The sequence below is a fragment of the Mycolicibacterium sp. MU0053 genome (assembly GCF_963378095.1).
Classification (GTDB): Bacteria; Actinomycetota; Actinomycetes; order Mycobacteriales; family Mycobacteriaceae; genus Mycobacterium; species Mycobacterium burgundiense.
Window position 1 is genome coordinate 5432745 of the sequence record NZ_OY726397.1, and the last position, 20630, is coordinate 5453374.

The following is a 20630-nucleotide window of genomic DNA, read 5'->3' on the forward strand; positions in this document are numbered from 1 at the left end:
GTCATGGGTTCCGCCGGAGCGATCATCGATGACCTCGTCGCCGAGAGCACCGAACTCGACGCCCTGGTGGCGCCGCTGGCAGCGGACGACTGGGCGCGCCCGACCCCGGCGCCGGGCTGGACCGTCGCCCATCAGATCGCGCACCTGCTGTGGACCGACCGGGCATCGCTGGTCTCGGTCACCGACGAGGCGGGTTTCGGCGACGTGCTGGCGTCGGCCGCGGCCAACCCCACCGGGTTCGTCGATGCGGCCGCCGAGGAACTCGCCACAATGCCGCCGCCGGAACTGCTGGCCGACTGGCGCCGCACCCGCACGCTGCTGCACGACGCGCTGCGCACGGTGCCCGACGGCCGCAAGCTGGTCTGGTTCGGCCCGCCGATGAGCGCCGCATCGATGGCCACGGCGCGGCTGATGGAGACCTGGGCCCACGGTCTCGACGTCGCCGATGCGCTCGGGGTCCAGCGCGAGCCCACCGCGCGGCTGAAGTCGATCGCGCACATCGGGGTCCGGACCCGCGACTACGCCTACGCCGTGCACGGCGAAACCCCGCCGGGCGCACCGTTTCACGTGGAACTACGCGCGCCCGACGGCGACACCTGGACGTGGGGACCGCCGGACGCCGCACAGCGGGTGACCGGATCGGCCGCGGATTTCTGTGCGTTGGTCACGCAGCGCCGACCGCGGCGCGAACTCGATGTGGTCGCCCACGGCCCCGACGCCGAGCACTGGCTGACCATCGCGCAGGCCTTCGCGGGGCCGCCCGGGCCGGGACGCTGAGCGCGCCAGCGCGACTGCGGAGCCGGACCGCATCAGGCTCCGCGTGGGCCGCTGAGCGCCCGCGCGAAGCGGAGCCACGCCGCATCAAGCACCGCGCGGGCCGCTGAGCGCGCCAGCGCTCGGCCTCGCTACAGCGCGCCCGCGTCGTCGGCGGCGCCGTCGCCGTCGGAATCCACCAACTTGATGTCCATCCGACCGTCCCCGTCGACGTCGACGAAGCCGACCGATCCGTCCTCGGCGATCACCCGGTCGGCCAACCCGTCCCCGTCGCCGTCCCACAGCCGGTCGTCGGCCAGCCCGTCGGCGTCGAAATCGACCAGCGGACCGCCGGACTGTTCCACGCCGTCGAGGCCGTACCAGCGCAGGCCCGTGCCGGTGCCCGGCGCCGCGGCCGCCACCGCCCAGGTCCCGGAACCGTCATCGGTGAACCACTCGCCGGCCGGTCCGGCGTAGTTCAGCACGGCGTGGTCGGCCAGCCCGTCGGCGTCCAGGTCGACCAGCGCGTCGTCGAACGTCCCGTCGCCGTCGAAATCCACCGCGACCCCGTCCAGGATGCCGTCGCTATCGGCGTCGACGTCGGGTTCGGCGGTCCACATCGAAGCGGTGCCGTCGTCGGCACCCATGCAGTACTCCATACCCGGATCAGACGGGCGAGCCGCCCGCGGCGTTCCACCATTTCAACAATTCGTCGACGGCCTCGTCGTGGCTCAGCGGCCCGCGCTCCATCCGCAGTTCCTTGAGGTGGTTCCACGCCCGCCCGACCTGCGGACCGGCCGGGATGTCGAGCAGCTTCATGATCTCGTTGCCGTCGAGGTCGGGCCGGACCCGCTCGAGGTCCTCCTTGGCGGCCAACTCCGCGATGCGTGCCTCGAGGTCGTCGTAGTTGGCCTGCAGCCGCGCCGCGCGCCGCTTGTTGCGGGTGGTGCAGTCGGCGCGGACCAATCGGTGCAGCCGCTCCAGCAGCGGCCCGGCATCGGTGACGTAGCGACGCACCGCCGAATCCGTCCACCGCCCGTCGCCGTAGCCGTGGAAGCGCAGGTGCAGGTACACCAGCTGGGACACGTCATCGACCATCTGCTTCGAATACTTCAGCGCGCGCATCCGCTTGCGGGCCATCTTCGCGCCCACCACCTCGTGGTGATGGAAGCTCACGCCGCCATTGGGTTCGTGGCGCCGGGTCGCGGGCTTGCCGATGTCATGCAGCAGCGCCGCCCAGCGCAACACCAGGTCGGGCTCGCCACGCTCCAACTCGATGGCCTGGCGCAGCACCGTGAGCGAATGCTGGTAGACGTCCTTGTGCTGGTGGTGTTCGTCGATGGCCATCCGCATCGCGCCGACCTCCGGCAGCACCTGCTCCCCCATCCCCGACTCGACCATCAGGTCGATGCCGTCGGTCGGATGGGCCCCGAGGATCATCTTGTCCAGTTCGGCGGCGATCCGCTCGGCGGTGATCCGACCCAACTCCGGGGCCATCTGCTCGATCGCGGTCCGCACCCGCGGCGCGACCGTGAAACCCAGCTGGGACACGAACCGCGCCGCGCGCAGCATTCGCAGCGGATCGTCGCCGAAGGACACCTCGGGCGCCGACGGGGTGTCCAGCACCCGGGCGCGCAGCGCGGCCAGACCGCCCAGCGGGTCGACGAACTCGCCGATGCCACCGGGCGCGTCGGCCTCGATCCGCACCGCCATCGCGTTGACCGTGAAGTCGCGGCGGATCAGGTCGTCGTCGAGGCGCTCCCCGAAACGCACCTGCGGATTCCGGGACACCCGGTCGTAGGTGTCGGCGCGAAAGGTGGTGATCTCCACCCGGTTCTGGCGGCGGGCGGCCCCGACGGTGCCGAACTCGATGCCGGTGTCCCACATCGCGTCGGCCCACGGCCGGACGATGCCCTGCACCACTTCGGGGTGCGCACCGGTGGTGAAATCCAGATCTGCGTCCGGGCCCAGGCGTCCCAGCAGCGCGTCGCGGACGCTGCCGCCCACCAGGTACAGCTCGTGGCCGGCGGCGGCGAACAGCGCCCCGAGTTCGCGCAGCGGCTCGTCGTGCCGGCGCAACGCCACCACGGCGCGCGCGAGCAGCGCGGCGTCGTCCTCGGTTGGAGGATCGGCGGCGGCGGCGCTCGGACGGGGCTCAGACACGTTCGGTGAGCCTAATGCGCCGCGACGACCTCGGTCTAATACCTCCTCGACTACGGGCCGGTCTCGATATCGCAGCAGCGGCGAGTGGCGGCATGGGGCCACCTCCGTGGCAGCTACTATCGCTTGGGTGTCCGACGGCGAACAGGCCAAACCACGACGGCGCCGAGGTCGGCGCCGTGGTCGTCGTGCCGCCGGACCCGCCCAGCCCGCCGGCGACGGTCATCCCGACAGCCACCTCGACGCCGCTGTCCCGCCCGCGGTGAGCACCCCCAAGACCACCCCGAACATCGCCGCCGCCAAGCGCCCGTCCGCACCGTCGCAGGGCAAGAACCGCCGCGCGCGTCCGCCCCGGCTGCGCACCGTGCACGAGACGTCGGCCGGTGGGTTGGTGATCGACCGCATCGACAGCCCGCCCGCCGAGCAGAGCGCGGCCCTGATCGGACGCATCGACCGGCGCGGCCGGATGCTGTGGTCGCTGCCCAAGGGACACATCGAGCAGGGCGAGACCGCCGAGCAGACCGCCATCCGGGAGGTCGCCGAGGAGACCGGCATCCAGGGCAGCGTGCTGGCCGCGCTCGGCAGCATCGACTACTGGTTCGTCACCGAGGGCCGGCGCGTGCACAAGACCGTGCACCACTACCTGCTGCGGTTCACCGGCGGCGAGCTGTCCGACGAGGACGTCGAAGTCAGCGAGGTGGCCTGGGTTCCGCTGCCGGAACTGCCGGCCCGGCTCGCCTACGCCGACGAACGTCGGCTGGCCCAGGTCGCCGGCGACCTGATCCACCGGCTGCAGACCCATGGGCCCGACGCGCTGCCGCCGCTGCCGCCGAGCGCGCCGCGGCGCCGACCGCAGACCCACTCGCGCACCCGCGACCGCCACAGTGACGAATCCGCTTCGGGACGGACGAACGGTTGCGGACAGTCGCCATGAACGCGCTGCGGCGCCGGCCGAGCGCGGCCTCCCGCATCGTGACCATGCTGGCAATCCTGGCGATGCTGCTACTGCCCGCCGCGCTGCCCGCGGCCGCCGCCCCCGGCGAAGCCTCGGAGCAGCCCGCCCCGTTCCTGATCATCAGCATCGACACCGTCAACCCCGACGTGGTCACCACCGCGAGCAGTTCCACCGTCACCGTCACCGGTTCGGTCACCAATGTCGGTGACCGGATCGTCCGCGACGTGGTGGCCCGCCTCGAGCACGCGCCGGCCGTCGGCGCCGCCGAGGCGTTGCGCACCGACCTGACCGGACCGACCGATCAGTTCGGGCCGGTCGGCGAGTTCGTCACGCTGTCGGACCAGCTGGCGCGCGGGCAGCAGGTGCCGTTCCGGTTCAGCTACCCGCTGCGCTCGGACGCCGAACCGGCGCTCGGGGTCGCCGACCCCGGGGTGTATCCGCTGCTGATCAATGTCAACGGCACCCCCGACTACGGCGCGCCGGCGCGCCTCGACGACGCCCGGTTCCTGCTGCCGGTCCTCGGGGTGCCCCGGGAGGATTCCACCGGCGACACCGGACCCGTCGGCACCGACGCACTCGAAGCCGTCATCCCCCCGGACACCAGCAAGCCGGTGCAGACGACAATGCTGTGGCCGCTGGCCGACCGGCCCCGGCTGGCGCCGGGCGTACCCGGCGGAACCGCCCCGGTGCGGCTGATGGACGACGACCTGGCGACGTCGCTGGCCGCCGGCGGTCGCCTCGACACGCTGCTGGGCGCCGCGGAGTTCGCCACCAGCGATCCGGTGGACCCGGGCGGCGAGGTGACCCGCGCCCTGTGCCTGGCCGTCGATCCCGACCTGCTGGTCACGGTGAACGCGATGACCGGCGGTTACGTCGTGGCCGACGCCGGCGACGGGCTCGGCACCGCGAGCCACCCCGGTACCGGGCAGGCCGCCGCGATCGCCTGGCTCGACCGGTTGCGGGCCCTGGCCGCGCGCATGTGTGTGGTGGCCGCGCCGTACGCCCAGGCCGACCTCGACGCGCTGCAGCGGGTCAACGACCGCGGCCTGAGCGGCTTCACCACCGTGGGCGCCGCCAACCTGGTGGACGGGCTGCTGGGCGTGCGGTCGGTGCGCGGCGCAACACTCGTGGGCGACGGCACGCTGAGCCGCCGCACCGTGGAACTGCTCAGCGCCCAGGGCAATACCGTGGCCATCGCGGCGGGCGATTCGACCGCCACCGATCCGGCCGACCTGACGGTGCGCCGGCTCTCCCCGCAGGTGGTCGTCGCGCCGTTCGACCCGGCCGTCGCGGCCGCGCTCGCCGCCGCGGGCGAAGCGCCGGTGGAACCGAACTACCTCGACGAGTCACTGGCGGTGCCGCCGCGGGACGACTCGCGCACCGCGCGGCGGCAGGACGCGCTCGGCGCCATGCTGTGGCGCAGCCTCGACCCGCAGGCCGAGCCACGCAGCCAGATCCTGATGCCGCCGCTGACCTGGGACCTGGCGCCCGATGACGCCCAGGCGATCCTGACCACGTTGGCGACCACGATCCGCTCCGGCCTGGCGACCGCGCGGCCGCTGCCCGCCGTCGTCGCCGAGGCCGCGGGGCTGCCCGCGACGCCGGATCCCGACGCGGTCTCGCGAATCGACCCGCAGGTCCGGTTCGACGACGGCGTCGTCAACACCATCGCGGGTCAGGTGGGTCGGCTGTGGGGCCTGACCGCGGCGCTGACCACCAACAACCAGACCGGCCTGACGGGGCTGCAATACACCGCGCCGCTGCGCGAGGACATGCTGCGTGCGCTGAGCCAGGCCGAACGCCCCGAGGTGCGCAACGAACTGGCCGCGCAGCGGCTGGCCGTGGTGGGCCGCACCGTCCACGACCTGTTCGGGGCCGTGACGGTGGTGAACCCGGGCGGCTCCTACACGCTGGCCACCGAGCGCAGCCCGCTGCCGCTGGCGCTGCGCAACGACCTGGCGGTGCCGATCCGGGTGCGCCTCGCGGTCGACGCCCCGCCCGGCATGTCGGTCACCGACATCGGCGAACAGGAACTACCGCCCGGCTACCTGCCGATCCACATCCCGGTCGAGGTGCACTTCAGCCAGCGGGTGGCCGTCGACGTGTCGCTGCACACCCCCGACGGGCTGACGCTCGGTGAACCGGTCCGGCTGTCGGTGCACTCCAACGCCTACGGCAAGGTGTTGTTCATCATCACCCTGGCGGCCGCGGCGGTGCTCATCACGCTGACCGCGCGCCGACTGTGGCACCGTTTCCGAGGTCAACCCGACCCCGCCGACCTGGATCGACCAGAACCCACACCATGAACGCACCGCAGGACGCCCGCCGCAGGCGCCCCCGCTCCACACCGCTGCCGCCACCACCGGCGGCCGCCGCGGGCTCGGGTCGGCCGGTGCGCCCGGAGTTGACCGACGCGGCCGTCGTGTCCCGGTCGTGGGGCATGGCCATTGCCACGCTGGTCAGCCGGATCACCGGCTTCATCCGCATCGTGTTGCTGGCGGCCATCCTGGGCGCGGCGCTGTCGAGTTCGTTCACGGTCGCCAATCAGTTGCCCAACCTGGTGGCCGCGCTGGTGCTGGAGGCGACGTTCACCGCGATCTTCGTGCCGGTCCTGGCGCGGGCCGAGCGCGAGGACGCCGACGGCGGCGCCGCATTCGTCCGGCGGCTGGTCACGCTGGCGACCACGCTGCTGCTCATCACCACGGTGTTGTCGGTGGCCGGCGCCCCGCTGCTGGTGCGGCTCATGCTGGGCAGTCACCCGCAGGTCAACGAGCCGCTCACGCGGGCGTTCGCCTATCTGCTGCTGCCGCAGGTGATCTTCTACGGGCTGTCGTCGGTGTTCATGGCAATCCTGAACAATCGCAATGAGTTTCGGGCACCGGCCTGGGCGCCGGTGATCAACAACGTGGTGGCCATCGCGACGCTGGTGCTCTACCTGCTGGTGCCCGGTGAACTGTCGGTGGATCCGGTGCAGATGGGCAACCCGAAACTGCTGGTGCTGGGCATCGGCACCACGCTGGGGGTGGTGGCGCAGACCGCCGTGCTGTTGCTGGCGATCCGCCGGGAACGGATCAGCCTGCGCCCGCTGTGGGGCATCGACGCCCGCCTGAAGCGCTTCGGCGCGATGGCCGCGGCCATGGTGCTCTACGTCCTGATCAGCCAGATCGGGCTGATCGTCGGCAACCAGATCGCCAGTGGGGCCGCGGCTTCCGGGCCCGCGATCTACAACTACACCTGGCTCGTGCTGATGCTGCCGTTCGGGATGATCGGCGTGACCGTGCTGACCGTGGTGATGCCGAGGCTGAGCCGCAACGCCGCGGCCAACGACTCCCCCGCCGTGCTCGCCGACCTGTCGTTGGCCACCCGGCTGACGATGATCACCCTGATCCCGATCGTCGCGTTCATGACCGTCGGCGGGCCGGCGATCGGTTCCGCGCTGTTCGCCTACGGCAATTTCGGGTCGGTGGACGCCAACTATCTCGGCATCTCAATCGCGTTGTCCGCGTTCACCTTGGTGCCCTACGCCCTGGTGCTGCTGCAACTGCGGGTGTTCTATGCGCGGGAGCAGCCCTGGATCCCGATCGCGATCATCGTGGTGATCACCATTGTCAAGATCGTGGCCTCGGTGCTGGCCCCGCACATGACCAGCAACCCGGACCTGGTGGCCGGATTCCTGGGTCTGGCCAACGGCCTCGGCTTCCTGGTGGGCGCGGTGGCCGGCTATGTGCTGCTGCGCCGGACGCTGCGCCCGCCCGGTGGCCGACTGCTGGGCGTGGCGGTGGTCCGCACCATCCTGGTGACCATCACCGCGTCCCTGCTGGCGGGTTTGCTGGGCTATGTCGCCGATACGTTGCTGGGCCTGGCGGAACTGACCGAGGCGTGGGGCGGGGCGGGCTCGCTGCTGCGGCTGGCGATCATCGGCGCCCTGATGCTGCCGGTCGTCGTCGCGGTGCTGGTGCTGGCGAAGGTGCCCGAGGCGCTGGCGGCGAAGACCGCGGTCTTGACCCGGTTACGGCGCGGTCACGCGGTAGCCGCAACTGGATCCGGTGTCTCCCACTCGGATCCGAGCCGTGCCGCGGTCCAGTACCCTGAGCAGAGGAATTCGCCCCCGCCGGCGTCGTGGCCGACCCACGCAGCAACCCGGCCGGGGACGCCGGCAGAGGTTGCCGGGGCTGGAAACGCAGGAGGACCGGTGGTGGACGATGACCCCGCGGGCAGCCCCCTGACCGACGCCGCCGGCGACCGTCCCCGGCAGGCCGCCGCCGATTCCGGAGCCGATGGACCACCGACGGCCGCGGGCCCGTCGTCGGAGCCGCCGCAGCGACCCCACGCCGACTTCGCCGGTGATCCCAGCCGGGAACCCATGGCATTCGATCCGCCCAGCGAACGCTCCGTGGATGCCGGCACCGATGACGTCTACCTGATCCCCGGCGCCAGCATCGCCGACGGCCGCTACCGACTGCTGGTGTTCCACGGCGGCCCCGAACATCTGCAGTTCTGGCAGGCGCTCGACACGGCGCTCAATCGCCAGGTCGCGTTGACGTTCGTCGATCCCGAGGGGGTCCTGCCGCCCGGTGAGGTCCGTGAAATCCTTTCCCGCACAATGCGGTTGAGCCGGGTCGAAGCGCTCGGCATCGCCCGCGTGCTGGACGTCACCGACACCGGTTCCGGTGGTCTGGTGGTCTCGGAGTGGATTCGGGGCGGCTCCCTACAAGAGGTCGCGGACACCTCGCCGTCGCCGATCGGCGGTGCCCGCGCGGTCCAATCGCTGGCTGCCGCAGCCGAATCCGCGCACCAGGCCGGGGTCGCGCTGTCGATCGATCACCCCAGCCGGATCCGGGTCAGCGTGGAGGGCGACGTCGTCCTGGCGTTCCCGGCCACCATGCCCGAGGCCACCCCCGAGGACGACATCCGCGGCACCGGCGCCGCGCTGTACGCGCTGCTGGTGAACCGCTGGCCGCTGCCGGAGACCGGTGAACCCAGCGGGCTGGCACCGGCGGACTTGGACGCCGCCGGCCAACCCGTCGAACCCCGCTCCGTCGACCGCGCGATCCCGTTCCAGATCTCGGCGGCCGCGGCCCGTTCCGTGCAGGAGGGTGGCGGGATCCGCACCGCCCCAACGCTGTTGAACCTGCTGCAGCAGACCACCGCGGTGGCCGACCGCACCGAGCTGATCGAACCGATCGATCAGGACCGGTCTCAGGTCGGCACCGAGGTCACCCTCGACGAGGAGACCGCCGCGCGGCGGCGGCGCGCCCTGCTGATCGGTGGCGGCGTCGCCGGCGCCATCGTGCTGGTCGCCCTGATCGTGCTCGCGACCCTGCTCGGTCGCATCTTCGGCGATGTCGGGGGCGGCCTCGACGGCGATCAGTTGGGCCTGAACCCGCCGACCACCGCCACCGCCGGGGACGACGGCACCACCACCCCGGCCGGCACCGCGGTCAAACCCGCCGGCGTGACGGTGTTCTCGCCCGGCGGCGGTGCCGATGCGCCGAGCCTGGCCGCGCTGGCGATCGACGGCGACCGTTCCACGGTGTGGCCCACCGACACCTACTCCGATGCGGTGCCGTTCCCCGACTTCAAATCCGGCGTCGGGTTGCTGCTGACCCTGCCGGAGCCGACGAAGATCGGTGCGGTCACCGTCGATCTGTCCAGCACCGGCACCCAGATTCAGATCCGGTCGTCGTCGTCGGCGAATCCATCCACACTCGAGGACACCACCGCCTTGACGGACCCGGCCACCATGCGCCGCGGCACCAACACCATCGAGGTCGACTCGTCCGAGCCGACATCCAATGTGCTGGTGTGGATTTCGACCCTCGGCAGCACCGATGGCGAGAGCCGCACCGACATCGCCGAGGTCACCGTCCACGCCGCGGAATGATCTGACCGGGGGTTGTCCACACCCGGCCAGGCGGCGAAGTGCCGCCGGTCGCCGCGGTCCCTACCGTCCACCCGGTGGTCAGCGACAGCTCCGAGAACACCCCGCGCTCCGATGCCGAACTGCTCACGGCGCACGTCGCCGGTGACGCGGGGGCGTTCGCCGAACTGTTCACCCGGCATCGGCGCCGGCTGCACCGCCTGGCCGCCGCGCGCAGCCCGACCCCCGAGGACGCCGCCGACGCGATGCAGGACGCGATGCTGGCCGCGCACCGCGCCGCGGACAGCTTCGGGCACCGCGCCACCGTCGGCAGCTGGCTGTACCGGATCGTGCACAACGCCTGCATCGACCGGGGCCGCGCCCTGGCGGCCCGGCCCGAGGTGTGGTTCGACGAGGACGAGCACCCCGTGGCCGACTGGACGCCCCGGCTGGAGACCACGCTGCTGGTCCGCTCCGCGCTGCGGGGGCTACCCGCCGACCAACGCGCCGCGGTGCTCACGGTCGACCTGCACGGCTACACGGTCGCCGAGGCCGCGCGGCTGCTGGGGGTCCCGGAGGGCACCGTCAAGAGCAGGCGGGCCCGGGCCCGCAGCCGGCTGCGGCAGGCACTGGCCCCCCGACCACACCGGGACGGCGAGGTTACCGGAGACTGATCCGGTGCCGTCCACCCCGCCCCAGCAGGGCGATCCCCGACCGCACCGGGTCACCGGCGTCGGCTCCGGAGGCGCCGGGCACAGCGCGCGGCCGGCGCCCCGCCCGGCCCGGCGGACCGCCGCGCTCCTCGGCGGCGCGGCGGCGCTGGTGGCCGTCGGGGTCGGCAGCGCGGCGCTGCTGATGTCCCCCGGCCCGGTGCCGTCGACGCCGACATCGGCCCAGCACATCACCGTCACACCGACCGTGCCGCTGTCCGAACCGGACATCGTCGCCCTGCTGCACCGCCCGCCCGATTTCGGGGCGCTGACGGTGCCCGGTCGTCGGGCGTCCTGCCTGTCCGGCCTCGGCTACCCGGCCGCCACCCGGGCGCTGGGCGCCCGCCCGATCGAGGTCGCCGGAGCACCCGGAATCCTGCTGGTGCTGCCGGGCGGCAGCGCCACCGAGTTGACCGCCGTCGTCGTCGCGCCGAACTGCAACGCCGCCGACACCGGTTTGTTGGCCCAGACCACGGTGGCCCGGCCCGACCCGGGCGATCCGCCCTGACCGCGGGCGACCAGGCCCGTCACCGCCGCCGGCGTGCGACGATCGATGTGCCCAGCGACGCCGCGGAACAGCCGCGCCTACGCTGGTGTTACTAGACAGTGTTCCGGCCCAGCACCCGAGGCCGCTCCGAGAGAACCCAGAAAGGCCCGCATGAGCGCCAGTCCGACCGTCCACGAGGTCATCATCATCGGCTCCGGCCCGGCCGGCTATACCGCGGCGATCTACACCGCCCGCGCCCAGCTGGCACCCCTGGTATTCGAGGGCAGCGCCTTCGGCGGTGCCCTGATGACCACCACCGAGGTGGAGAACTACCCCGGCTTCAAAGACGGCATCCAGGGCCCGGATCTGATGGACCAGATGCGGGAGCAGGCGCTGCGGTTCGGCGCGGACCTGCAGATGGAGGACGTCGAAGCGGTGTCGTTGACCGGCCCGGTGAAGTCCGTGACCACCGCCGGCGGCGAGACCTTCCACGCTCGCTCGGTGATCCTGGCCATGGGTGCCGCCCCCCGCTACCTGGGGGTTCCCGGTGAGCAGGAGCTGCTCGGGCGTGGCGTCAGTTCGTGCGCGACCTGCGACGGGTTCTTCTTCAAGGACCAGGACATCGCCGTGATCGGCGGTGGCGACTCCGCTATGGAGGAGGCCACCTTCCTGACCCGGTTCGCCCGCAGCGTCACCCTGGTGCACCGCCGCGACGAGTTCCGCGCCTCCAAGATCATGCTCGAGCGGGCCCGCACCAACGACAAGATCACCTTCCTGACCAACACCCAGGTGCTCGCGGTCGAGGGCACCGACACCGTCACCGGCCTGCGGGTTCGCGATACGGCCAACGGCAGCGAATCGGTGCTGCCGGTCACCGGCGTCTTCGTCGCAATCGGCCACGATCCGCGCTCGGAGCTGGTCCGCGACACGCTGGATCTCGACGCCGACGGCTACGTGCTGGTGCAGGGTCAGACCACCGCCACCTCCGTCGAGGGCGTGTTTGCCTCGGGCGACCTGGTGGACCGCACCTACCGGCAGGCGATCACGGCCGCCGGCAGCGGCTGTGCGGCGGCCATCGACGCCGAACGCTGGCTCGCCGAGGCCAGCGACGAGAACATCGATCTGATTGGAGCTCAGCAATGACAACTTCCGACAAGCACGCCACCATCGAGGTCACCGACGGCTCGTTCTCCGAGACCGTCCTGAAGAGCAATACCCCTGTGCTGGTGGACTTTTGGGCCACCTGGTGCGGTCCGTGCAAGATGGTCGCGCCGGTGCTGGAGGAGATCGCCGCGGAGAAGGGCGGCCAGCTGACCGTCGCCAAACTCGACGTGGATGCCAATCCGAACACGGCCCAGAGCTTCTCGGTGGTGTCGATTCCGACGCTGATCCTGTTCAAGGACGGCGAGCCGGTAAAGCGGATTGTCGGGGCCAAGGGCAAGGCTGCGCTGCTGCGCGAAATCGCCGACTTCGTTAGCTGACCGTTTGCCAGCGGCCGCGGCCACCCGGCCGCGGCGACGCTCGCATTGGCCTGGCGTTTTCCCGATTCCGGCGCAGGTCTGCGACAATAATCGCAGTCTGCCTTGCCATGGTCGGCGTCCCCGAGGGACTCCGACCGCCGTGACCGAAGGGCCCTAACTCATGTCGAGTCCCCGCCACGGAGCCGCTCCTGACGTGCTCCGTCTCGGAGACCGCGGCCTCGCTGTGACCGAGATCCGCGCCGCGTTGGCGGCGCTGGGTCTGATCGACAGCCCGGACGCCGACTTGACCACCGGAAAGCATGTCGCGGTGGACCTGTTCGACGCCGAGTTGGATGAGGCGGTGCGCGCCTTCCAGCAGCACCGCGCCCTGCTGGTCGACGGGATCGTCGGCGAGGCCACCTACCGGGCCATCAAGGAGGCGTCCTATCGCCTGGGCGCCCGCACGCTCAACCACCAGTTCGGCGCCCCGATGTACGGCGACGATGTCGCGACGCTGCAGGCTCGCCTGCAGGACCTCGGTTTCTACACCGGTTTGGTCGACGGGCATTTCGGGCTGCAGACCCACAACGCCCTGATGTCCTATCAGCGCGAGTACGGCCTGGCCGCCGACGGTATCTGCGGCCCGGAAACCCTGCGTTCCTTGTATTTTCTGGGCTCGCGGGTCACGGGCGGTTCCCCGCACGCGATCCGCGAGGAAGAAATGGTGCGCCGGTCCGGCCCGAAGCTGTCCGGGAAACGCATCATCATCGATCCGGGCCTCGGCGGGCACGATCTGGGCGTGCTGACCCAGGGTGCGGGCGGCCCGATCAGCGAAGCAGACATTTTGTGGGACTTGGCAAGTCGGCTCGAGGGCCGCATGACCGCCATCGGCATGGAGACCTTCCTGTCCCGGCCGGCCAACCACGGTCCCTCCGATGCGCAGCGCGCCGAGACCGCCAACGGCGTCGGCGCCGACCTGATGATCAGCCTGCGCTGCGCCACCCAGCCCAATCCGGCCGCCAACGGTGTGGCCTCCTTCTACTTCGGCAACTCGCACGGGTCGGTGTCCACCATCGGGCGCAATCTCGCCGATTTCATCCAACGAGAAGTGGTCGCGCGCACCGGTTTACGCGATTGCCGCAGCCATGGCCGCACCTGGGAGCTGCTCCGGTTGACCCGGATGCCCACGGTGCAGGTCGATGTCGGCTACATCAGCAATTCGCGGGACCGCGCCATGCTGGTGTCGACCCAGACCCGGGACGCGATCGCGGAGGGCATTCTTGCCGCCGTGAAGCGGTTGTACCTGCTCGGCAAGAACGACCGGCCGACGGGCACCTTCACGTTCGCCGAATTGCTGGCCCACGAACTGTCGGTGGAGCAGGCCAGCCGCTAGACCGGTACCTGCTGGGCGCCGCCGCCGGCGGCTGCCGCCCCGACGGGCTGTTGCAGCTCCGCGGAATTCAACAACCGCTCCAGCGCCGCCTCGACCTCGGCCTTCCAGCCCAGGCCCCGGTCCAGCTCGAGCCGCAGCCGCGGGAAGTACCGGTGCGGTGCGACCTCCACGAACCCGACCTCCTGCAGGAAGTCGGCCTCGATCATGCAGTGCTCGAACGAGCAGTCGCCGAGAGCCTCGATCGCCGACCGCGTCTCGGGGTCGGCGGTGGCGAGATCGATCAGATCCGCGTCGGCGGTGCGGCCGAAGGCCTCCAGTGCGCGCACCCCGCGTCGGATGAGTTCGGCAATGACCTGGGCGATCAGCGTGTGCGGCAGACCGTCGGACTCGTAGCCCGGTTCCAGGCCCATCGAGGTGAGCAGCACGGCGTCGGCGCTGACCGGTCCCGTCGGCAACCGCTGCGCGCGCGGCACCGCGTGCGGCGGGGCATAGAGGATGTAACCGACGCACGGTGCCTCCTCGGCACCGCCCGCCTCGACCGGCGGCGGCCCGACGGAGGCCACCTGTCCGCAGGAACCCCACTCGAGCATGACCATCGACAGCCAGGCTTCCTTCTCGAATTCGGGGTCGGTGAGATGGTCCTCGCGTCCCACGATGTCCGGATCGACCTCCCAGAACACACACCGGCGCGCGTGCTTGGGCAGCAGCTCGAAAGCTTCGAGCTGAAGCGGCGAGATGCGAGCAGACACTAGGTTGTCGGACCTTTCTGCGGTGCCGCGGTGTGCGGCAGCCCCTTCAGAATAGGAGAGGAACCGTCATCCCCACCAGTAGCGCGGATTTGTACCGAACTTCTATGGCGCACAACAACATTGACTGAAGTGCGCACTCGTGGCCCGCGGCTGGTGCGCCGCTGTGTCACAGTGACGTAATTCAACGGTATGCCTGGACCTGGAATTCAGCGGGCCGTTTTGTCCATCAGGTCGACAATCCGTTGCAAGTCCTCCACCGAGCCGAACTCGACCACGATCTTGCCCTTGCGTTTGCCAAGGCTGACCATCACGCGGGTATCGAAGGCTCCCGACAGCCGCTCAGCAACGTCCTGCAGGCCCGGCATCTGGATCGGCTTGCGGCGCTGCGGCGCGGAACCCGGCCCGTCGGCGCGGTTGGCCAGGGTGACGGCCTCCTCCGTCGCCCGGACCGACAACCCCTCGGCGACGATGCGCGCGGCCAGTTCCTCCTGCGCCTCCGGGCCCGCGTCCAGCGACAGCAGGGCGCGGGCGTGCCCGGCCGAGAGCACTCCGGCCGCGACGCGCCGCTGCACCGGGATGGGCAGCCGCAGCAGCCGGATCATGTTGCTGATCAGCGGGCGGGATCGGCCGATCCGCGCGGCCAGTTCGTCGTGGGTGACGCCGAACTCGTCGAGCAACTGCTGATAGGCCGCCGCCTCTTCCAGGGGGTTCAACTGCACCCGGTGGATGTTTTCCAGCAGCGCGTCGCGCAGCAGGTTGTCGTCGGCGGTCTCGCGGACGATGGCCGGGATGGCCGCCAGCCCGGCCGCCTGGGCCGCCCGCCAGCGCCGCTCCCCCATCACCAACTGGTAGCGCGCGGGCTCGGTGGCCACCTCACGCACCACGATCGGTTGCATCAGGCCAAATTCGCGGATCGAGTGCACCAGCTCGGCGAGCGCCTCGTCGTCGAACACCTGGCGGGGTTGCTTGGGATTGGGCTCGATGGTCGCCGGATCGATCTCGCGGTACACCGCGCCGATGTCACTCTCGGGCACCGCCGGCGGCGTCGGGGCCGAGGCCGTGCCGCCCCCGAGAACCACGTCGGCGGCCGCCGATCCCATCCTCGGTGCGGTCGAATCCCCGTCGGTCGGACCGGTCGGAATCAGCGAGGCCAACCCGCGACCCAGGCCACCCTTGCGCTTCGATGGATTCGTCATGACTATCCCTTTCCGGTGGGCTTCGCGCCCCGTTCGGCGATCTCGCGGCTGGCATCCAGATAACTCATCGCGCCCCGCGACCCAGGGTCGTAGTCGATGATCGTCATGCTGTAGCCCGGCGCCTCGGAGACCTTCACGCTGCGGGGAATCACGGTGCGCAACACCTTGTCCCCGAAGTACCGCCGCACTTCCTCGGAGACCTGGTCCGCGAGCTTGGTCCGCCCGTCGTACATCGTCAGGAGCACCGTGGTGACATTGAGTGCGGGGTTGAGATGGGCGCGCACCATCTCGATGTTGTTCATCAGCTGCGAGACGCCCTCGAGGGCGTAGTACTCGCATTGAATCGGGATCAGCACCTCGGGCGCGGCCACGAGGGCGTTGATCGTCAGCAGGCCCAGCGAGGGCGGGCAGTCGATGAACACGTAGTCGAAGTCGGACTGATCCAGTTCGGCCAGCGCGGTGCGGAGGCGGTTCTCCCGCGCCACCATGCTGACCAACTCGATCTCGGCACCGGCGAGGTCGATGGTCGCCGGCACGCAGTAGAGCAGTTCGTTGTGCGGGCTGCGGCGCAGCGCGGCCTGCAGCGGGATCTCGCCGATCAGGACTTCGTACGACGACGGCGTCCCCGCCTCGCGGCGGTCGATCCCCAGCGCGGTGCTCGCATTGCCCTGGGGGTCGAGGTCGATCACGAGGGTCTTGATCCCCTGGACGGCCATCGCCGCGGCGAGGTTCACCGCCGTGGTGGTCTTGCCGACGCCACCCTTCTGGTTGGCGACGGTGAAGACGCGGCGGCGCGTCGGCCGGGGCAGGCGCGCATTGGTGTGCAGCACCTCGGTGGCGCGCTGCGCGGCGGCCCCGATGGGGGTGTCGTATTCACTGCTGACGGCGCCCGCCGGTTCCCATGTTTCACGTGAAACATTGGCGCGTTGTGGCCGCGGGCGGTTGGTGCGTGGTTGTGAGGTCATCGTCCCCTCCTGGTTGGTGGACGAGTGCGCCGTCCGGACTTCGACTCCGACCGGCGCGCGACGACGACGGTTGCCGGTGGTTCCAAATACGTCACGCCACATTTCATCACCCTCACATCGTCGGCGCCCAACGATGTCATCACACGCCGATGCTCGGTCACTTCCGTCTCGGCCCGCTCGCCCTTCAGGGCCAACATCATGCCGCCGGTCCGCAGCAGCGGCATGCTCCACCGCGTCACCTTGTCCAGGGCCGCCACCGCACGCGAGGTCACCACATCGGCCTCCCCGTGGTCGCCGATCACGGACCGCTCCTCGGCGCGCCCCCGCACCACTGTCACGTTCTCGAGTCGGAGCTCGGCCACGGCCTCGCCCAGGAAGGATGCCCGGCGCAGCAGTGGTTCCACGAGGACCACGGTGAGGTCCGGGCGCGCGATCGCGAGCGGGATGCCGGGCAGGCCGGCCCCGCTACCGATGTCGACAACGCGGTACCCGTCGTCGACGAGTTCACCGATCGCGGCGCTGTTGAGCAGATGCCGGTCCCACAGCCGGTCGGTCTCACGTGGACCGATCAGGCCCCGTTCAACCCCGGCCGTGGCGAGCAGCTCGACGTAGCGCTGGGCGGTGGGCAGCCCCGCCCCGAAGACGTCGGGTGCTGCGGGCGGTACCGCAGTCACGCCGTCATGTTTCACGTGAAACATCCTCCGATGGTCGGGGCGTCGGCGCAGAACTACATCGATGTAACTCAGGTCAGTCGGGCAGGATGACGACGCGGCGCGACGGCTCCACGCCCTCGCTCTCGCTGTGCACACCGTCGACGGCGGCCACGGCGTCGTGGACGATCTTGCGCTCGAACGGCGTCATCGGAGCCAGCTGCTCGCGCTCGCCGCTCTCGACCACGCGCCGCGCCAACTTGTCGCCCAATGCGGCGAGCTCCTCGCGGCGGCGTCGACGCCAGCCCGCGACGTCCAGCATCAGCCTGCTGCGCTCCCCCGTCTTCTGGTGCACGGCCAGCCGGGTCAGCTCCTGCAGCGCGTCGAGCGCCTCGCCCTTGCGGCCAACCAGCTTCTCGAGATCGTCGCCGCCGTCGATGCTGACCACCGCGCGGTTGCCCTCGACGTCCAGATCGATGTCCCCGTCGAAGTCGAGCAGGTCGAGAAGTTCCTCCAAGTAGTCGCCGGCGATCTCGCCCTCGGCGACGAGGCGGTCCTCGAGGTCCGCGCCCTTCTCCTCGGGCGCGTCGGCGGTCAGCTCGTCGGCAGGCTGCCCCGGCTGCTCGGCGGTCTCCGCGGCGGGGGTGCTCTCAGCGGCGTCGGCGGCGGGGGTGTCAGCGGTGTCGGTCATGTCAGTCATCTGTTTTCGGGTCCCTCTCGAATCACTGTGGGGTGGGATCAGTGGCGCTGGGGATCAGCGCTTGCGCTTCTTGGGTTTGGCACCGGGGCCGGGCTTGCGGTTGCCCGCCGCGCCCGCCTTGGGTTGCGCCTTGTTCGGCGGCTTGGCGGGGGCCTTCGCGGCGGGCTTGGCCGCTGCTCCGGTGTCGGCGTCGTTGCCCGCGGGGGCCGTGTCGTCGGCCGCGGTCTCCGAACTCTCGACGGTGCCCTCGGCGACGGTCGTGGCGGCGTTCCCGGCACCGGCGGCGTCGCCGCTCTTCTTCCGCTTCGCGGGCTTGGCGCCCGGGGCCGGAGCGTTGGCCGCGCGGCGCTCGAGTGCCTCCTGCTTCTGGGCTTCTTCTTCCTGCTCGATCTTGCCGAACACGTAGTGCTGCTGACCGAAGGTCCAGACGTTGTTGGCGAACCAGTACAGGATGATCGCGAGCGGCAGGAACGGGCCGCCGACCACGACGCCCAGCGGGAAGACATACAGGGCGAGCTTGTTCATGATCGCGGTCTGCGGGTTGGCCGCGGCCTCGACACTCTGGCGCGAGATCGACGCCCGGCTGTTGAAGTAGGTGGCGATGCCGGCGGCGATCATCACCGGGACCCCGACCGCGATCAGCGCGGGCCGGCTGAAGGCGCCGTACTGGGTGAAGGCCTCCAGACCGGTCTGCTGCGTCATCCAGGCACCCAGCGGCGCACCGAACAGGTTCGCGTCCAGGAAGTGCCCGACGTCGGTGGCGCTGAAGACGTAGTTGGCCAGCGAGCGGTTCAGGTCCGGATCCAGGTGCTGGGCACCGATCCCGAAGCCGCCGGTGCGGTTGAACGAGCGCAGCACGTGGAACAGGCCGATGAACACCGGGATCTGCGCCAGCATCGGCAGGCAGCCCAGGATGGGGTTGAACCCGTGTTCCTTCTGCAGCTTCTGCATCTCCAGCGCCATCCGCTGGCGATCCTTGCCGTACTTCTTCTGCAGCGCCTTGATCTGGGGTTGCAGTTCCTGCATCTGCCGCGTGGTGCGGATCTGCCGGACGAACGGCTTGTAGAGGATCGCGCGCAGGGTGAACACCAGGAACACCACCGAGAGCGCCCACGCGAAGAAGTTCGTCGGGCCCAGCACGAACGCGAAGAGCTTGTACCAGACCCACATGATCGCCGACACCGGGTAGTAGATGATGTCGAGGCTGAACCAATTAAACATGCAACTCGTTCCTGCCGTCGTCGGCGTGAAGGTCGGGCGACTGTCGCGGATGGGGATGTCGCTCGGGTATTGGATCCCATCCTCCCCGATGCCACGGACCGCATTTCGCGAGCCGGACCATGGCCAGCCAACCACCGCGGATCAACCCGAACTCGCTCAGGGCTTCGACGGCGTACTGGCTACAGGTGGGCATGAATCGACACGTCGGCAGCCGCAGTGGGGAGACCATGTGCCGGTAGAGCTGGATGACGAAGATGACCGCGCGCACTGGCGCGCTGCGAAGGTCGGCGAGCAGAGTCCTCATCGACGTGCATTCATCAATTTGTGCGATCGCCGCAGCCCGGAGAGCAGCTCCTGGCGCAGCCGCGCCGACGCCGCGTCGCGGCTGCCGGGCAGGGCGCGGATCACCACCCGATCGGCGGAATCCAACTCGTCGAGGAGAGAACGGGCCACATGCCGAAGCCGGCGGGCCACGCGGTGTCGCTGGACGGCGGAGCCGACGGACTTACCGACGACCAGGCCGATCAAGGGACCAGCTACACCGTCGGGATCGCGACGCACATGCACGACGAGATCCGGCTGTGCAGCTCGCACTCCTTGTTTGACCGTCGCACCGAATTCGGTTGACCGGGTCATCCGGTGCTGCGCGGGGAGCACGTCACTGCCCGAGCAGACTCAGGCCGTCAGCGAACGACGTCCCTTGCGCCGCCGGCCGGTCACGATCGCGCGACCCGCGCGCGTCCGCATCCGCAGGCGGAATCCATGCACCCGTGCGCGACGCCGATTGTTCGGCTGGAACGTCCGCTTGCCCTTGGCCACGGCTGTATCTCCTCATCGTGTGGCCACCACATCTGCGCTCAGGCACATCCGGCAGCCGTTGGTAAGTTCTGCTGTCTTGCTCGTAACCGGCGCGCTCCGCCCGATCTCCGAATGGAGACCTTCGGGTTCGCAGCCGTATCGCCGACTTCCGGGCGACTGTTCGAGGGTACTGACAGGGATTCGCTGGGTCAAACCTGCTATCGGCCGGTCACCCCGTGGTCGGGGACCGGTGGGCGGCCCCCGATCCTTACCACGCCCGGGCCCGCTGACCACAAACAACGCGGGTCCGCCGCGATCGCCACCGAAACCTTTACCTCAATGTTGCCGAACGGTTGGAACTCCGAGACAAAACTGTTAGCTTCTGGGCGAAGCTGTTCCCGACGGAACGGCACCCAGGCCAACGCAACGACAACTAGGGCTGCCACTCTCTGTGCAACCCGTGAGACATTCGCCGGTAGGCTGCCTACGAAGGCAGTCCGTCTGTCCACACCTGTGGATAACTATGTGGACAGACTGCCCTCGTTGCGTTATCTATTGCTTGTGTCCAGCGTC

20 protein-coding genes are annotated in these 20630 nt (G+C 70.3%); 9 read left to right on the top strand and 11 right to left on the bottom strand.

Annotation, left to right across the window (positions count from 1 at the left end; genetic code table 11):
- Positions 1-3 precede the first annotated feature (3 nt).
- Entirely contained in the window at positions 4-777 is a 774-nt protein-coding gene (locus tag RCP80_RS25850) for a TIGR03084 family metal-binding protein (RefSeq protein ID WP_308480381.1), read from the top strand.
- Positions 778-905: 128 nt separating this feature from the next.
- On the opposite strand, the gene RCP80_RS25855 is transcribed toward RCP80_RS25850, so the two are convergent.
- Both RCP80_RS25855 and RCP80_RS25860 read right to left on the bottom strand, forming a co-directional pair.
- Positions 906-1412: a pullulanase gene (locus RCP80_RS25855; protein ID WP_308480382.1), complete on the bottom strand. Its 507-nt coding sequence runs from the start codon at positions 1410-1412 to the stop codon at positions 906-908.
- A gap of 7 nt (positions 1413-1419) precedes the next feature.
- Positions 1420-2916, bottom strand: coding sequence for a CCA tRNA nucleotidyltransferase (locus tag RCP80_RS25860; protein WP_308480383.1), 1497 nt, complete (start codon positions 2914-2916; stop codon positions 1420-1422).
- A gap of 127 nt (positions 2917-3043) precedes the next feature.
- Here RCP80_RS25860 and RCP80_RS25865 point away from each other — a divergent pair, with 127 nt between their 5' ends.
- The 8 genes from RCP80_RS25865 (at position 3044) to RCP80_RS25900 (ending at position 13778) form a co-directional block, all read left to right on the top strand.
- On the top strand, positions 3044-3847 hold the full coding sequence (locus RCP80_RS25865) for an NUDIX hydrolase (protein ID WP_308480384.1): 804 nt from the start codon (positions 3044-3046) through the stop codon (positions 3845-3847).
- The gene (locus RCP80_RS25870; RefSeq protein ID WP_308483031.1) at positions 3844-6174 is read left to right on the top strand and encodes a hypothetical protein; all 2331 of its coding nucleotides are present in this window, start codon (positions 3844-3846) and stop codon (positions 6172-6174) included. The genes RCP80_RS25865 and RCP80_RS25870 overlap by 4 nt, the downstream gene beginning before the upstream one ends.
- The gene (gene murJ / locus RCP80_RS25875; protein ID WP_308480385.1) at positions 6171-9752 is read left to right on the top strand and encodes a murein biosynthesis integral membrane protein MurJ; all 3582 of its coding nucleotides are present in this window, start codon (positions 6171-6173) and stop codon (positions 9750-9752) included. The genes RCP80_RS25870 and murJ overlap by 4 nt, the downstream gene beginning before the upstream one ends.
- A gap of 74 nt (positions 9753-9826) precedes the next feature.
- Complete coding sequence (gene sigM / locus RCP80_RS25880) at positions 9827-10402, top strand: RNA polymerase sigma factor SigM (RefSeq protein ID WP_308480386.1); 576 nt, start codon at positions 9827-9829, stop codon at positions 10400-10402.
- A 4-nt stretch (positions 10403-10406) separates the two neighbouring features.
- Positions 10407-10946, top strand: coding sequence for an RsmA family anti-sigma factor (locus RCP80_RS25885; RefSeq protein ID WP_308480387.1), 540 nt, complete (start codon positions 10407-10409; stop codon positions 10944-10946).
- A 150-nt stretch (positions 10947-11096) separates the two neighbouring features.
- Complete coding sequence (gene trxB, locus RCP80_RS25890; protein WP_308480388.1) at positions 11097-12068, top strand: thioredoxin-disulfide reductase; 972 nt, start codon at positions 11097-11099, stop codon at positions 12066-12068.
- Positions 12065-12406 carry a thioredoxin gene (gene trxA, locus RCP80_RS25895; protein WP_308480389.1) on the top strand — a complete coding sequence of 114 codons (342 nt, stop codon included), beginning with the start codon at positions 12065-12067 and terminating at the stop codon, positions 12404-12406. Before trxB ends, trxA begins: the two co-directional genes overlap by 4 nt.
- A gap of 160 nt (positions 12407-12566) precedes the next feature.
- A complete protein-coding gene (locus RCP80_RS25900; RefSeq protein WP_308480390.1) occupies positions 12567-13778 on the top strand; it encodes an N-acetylmuramoyl-L-alanine amidase in 1212 nt (403 codons plus the stop codon).
- Here RCP80_RS25900 and RCP80_RS25905 read toward each other — a convergent pair.
- From RCP80_RS25905 to rpmH, 9 genes are all read right to left on the bottom strand, one after another.
- A complete protein-coding gene (locus tag RCP80_RS25905; RefSeq protein WP_308480391.1) occupies positions 13775-14527 on the bottom strand; it encodes an acetyltransferase in 753 nt (250 codons plus the stop codon). The genes RCP80_RS25900 and RCP80_RS25905 overlap by 4 nt on opposite strands.
- 206 nt (positions 14528-14733) lie before the next feature.
- Entirely contained in the window at positions 14734-15723 is a 990-nt protein-coding gene (locus RCP80_RS25910) for a ParB/RepB/Spo0J family partition protein (protein ID WP_308480392.1), read from the bottom strand.
- A 2-nt stretch (positions 15724-15725) separates the two neighbouring features.
- Complete coding sequence (locus tag RCP80_RS25915) at positions 15726-16688, bottom strand: ParA family protein (protein WP_308480393.1); 963 nt, start codon at positions 16686-16688, stop codon at positions 15726-15728.
- Positions 16685-17386, bottom strand: coding sequence for a 16S rRNA (guanine(527)-N(7))-methyltransferase RsmG (rsmG, locus tag RCP80_RS25920; RefSeq protein ID WP_308480394.1), 702 nt, complete (start codon positions 17384-17386; stop codon positions 16685-16687). Before rsmG ends, RCP80_RS25915 begins: the two co-directional genes overlap by 4 nt.
- A 49-nt stretch (positions 17387-17435) precedes the next feature.
- Entirely contained in the window at positions 17436-18029 is a 594-nt protein-coding gene (locus RCP80_RS25925) for a Jag family protein (RefSeq protein ID WP_373693416.1), read from the bottom strand.
- A 63-nt stretch (positions 18030-18092) separates the two neighbouring features.
- The gene (gene yidC / locus RCP80_RS25930; RefSeq protein WP_308480396.1) at positions 18093-19259 is read right to left on the bottom strand and encodes a membrane protein insertase YidC; all 1167 of its coding nucleotides are present in this window, start codon (positions 19257-19259) and stop codon (positions 18093-18095) included.
- The gene (yidD, locus tag RCP80_RS25935; protein WP_308480397.1) at positions 19252-19563 is read right to left on the bottom strand and encodes a membrane protein insertion efficiency factor YidD; all 312 of its coding nucleotides are present in this window, start codon (positions 19561-19563) and stop codon (positions 19252-19254) included. Before yidD ends, yidC begins: the two co-directional genes overlap by 8 nt.
- Positions 19560-19916: a ribonuclease P protein component gene (gene rnpA / locus RCP80_RS25940; RefSeq protein ID WP_308480398.1), complete on the bottom strand. Its 357-nt coding sequence runs from the start codon at positions 19914-19916 to the stop codon at positions 19560-19562. Before rnpA ends, yidD begins: the two co-directional genes overlap by 4 nt.
- An 18-nt stretch (positions 19917-19934) precedes the next feature.
- On the bottom strand, positions 19935-20078 hold the full coding sequence (rpmH, locus tag RCP80_RS25945) for a 50S ribosomal protein L34 (RefSeq protein WP_005142265.1): 144 nt from the start codon (positions 20076-20078) through the stop codon (positions 19935-19937).
- Positions 20079-20630: the final 552 nt, after the last annotated feature.